This is a genomic window from Allobosea sp. CER48 (genome assembly GCF_044752385.1).
Taxonomy (GTDB): domain Bacteria; phylum Pseudomonadota; class Alphaproteobacteria; order Rhizobiales; family Beijerinckiaceae; genus Allobosea.
The window spans coordinates 1-1,122 of the sequence record NZ_JBIWYK010000721.1; the positions used below are offsets into that span (position 1 = coordinate 1).

Genomic DNA, 1,122 nt, shown 5'->3' on the forward strand with positions numbered 1-1,122 from the left:
GAGCGCGTTCGCCTGCTGCGCCGCGGCCGTCCAGCCGAACGCGAGTCCAGCCAGGGTGGTGCCGGACAGAAGCAGGATCTTCACGCGACCGGACAAGGGTTCGCCAGGCTCCAGGCAACAGCTCACGCGCCCCGGAAGGCGCGCATGGTTAACGGAGTTAGAACGAACAGGGTTAAGGAGCCGTCAACGCAGCAGGAGCGGTCGCCGCGGCGGTGGAAATCGCGGGCCTCCCCGTGCTAGAGCGCGCGCCATGACAGCCGATATCCGCGCTTCCGCCCTTCGCACCGTCGCCACCGAGCGAGCGGGACTCGACACGCTTCACGATGCGCTGGCCAACGGACTTGGCCAGCCTTTCGCGGCGGCGGTGGCCATGATCCAGGCCGCAACCGGCCGGGTGGTCGTCTCCGGCATGGGCAAGTCCGGCCATGTCGGGCGCAAGCTCGCGGCGACGCTGGCCTCGACGGGCACGCCTGCGCATTTCGTCCATCCCGCCGAGGCAAGCCATGGCGATCTCGGCATGGTGCAGCCGGAAGATGTGGTGATCGCATTGTCGTGGTCGGGCGAGACGGCGGAACTCGCGGCGCTCGTCGGCTACACTCGCCGCTTCCGGGTCGGCCTGATCGCCTTCACCTCGAATCCCGAGAGCACGCTCGGCAAGGAAGCCGATGTCGCGCTGGTCCTGCCCAAGGCCACCGAGGCCTGCCCGAACGGGCTCGCGCCGACGACGTCGACGACCATGCAGATCGCGCTCGGTGACGCCCTGGCCGTGGCGCTGCTCGAGGCACGCGGCTTCTCGAAGCAGGATTTCTTCGTTTACCATCCGGGCGGCAAGCTGGGCGCGCAGCTCAAGACCGTCGAGAGCATCATGCATCGTGGCACGGATCTGCCGCTGATCGGGCTCGACACGCTGCTGCCGGATGTGGTCGCCATGATCTCGGAGAAGAGCTTCGGCTGCGCGGTCGTGATGGACCTGGACGGCAAGCTCGCCGGCGTGGTCACGGATGGCGATCTGCGCCGCAAGGCGACGATGGGCGGCGGCACCTCGCTCAGGGCGCGCGACATCATGACAGCCAATCCGCGCCGTATCGGGCTCGGCACTCTCGCCGTCGAGGCGCTCGAACT

Annotated in this window: 1 protein-coding gene; it reads left to right on the plus strand. The window is 68.4% G+C overall.

The genetic code is table 11. The annotated features are described in order from the left end of the window. Nucleotides 1-250: 250 nt before the first annotated feature. The coding region (locus ACIPIA_RS16795; protein ID WP_400511117.1) for a KpsF/GutQ family sugar-phosphate isomerase at nt 251-1,122 on the plus strand (872 nt) is incomplete at its 3' end.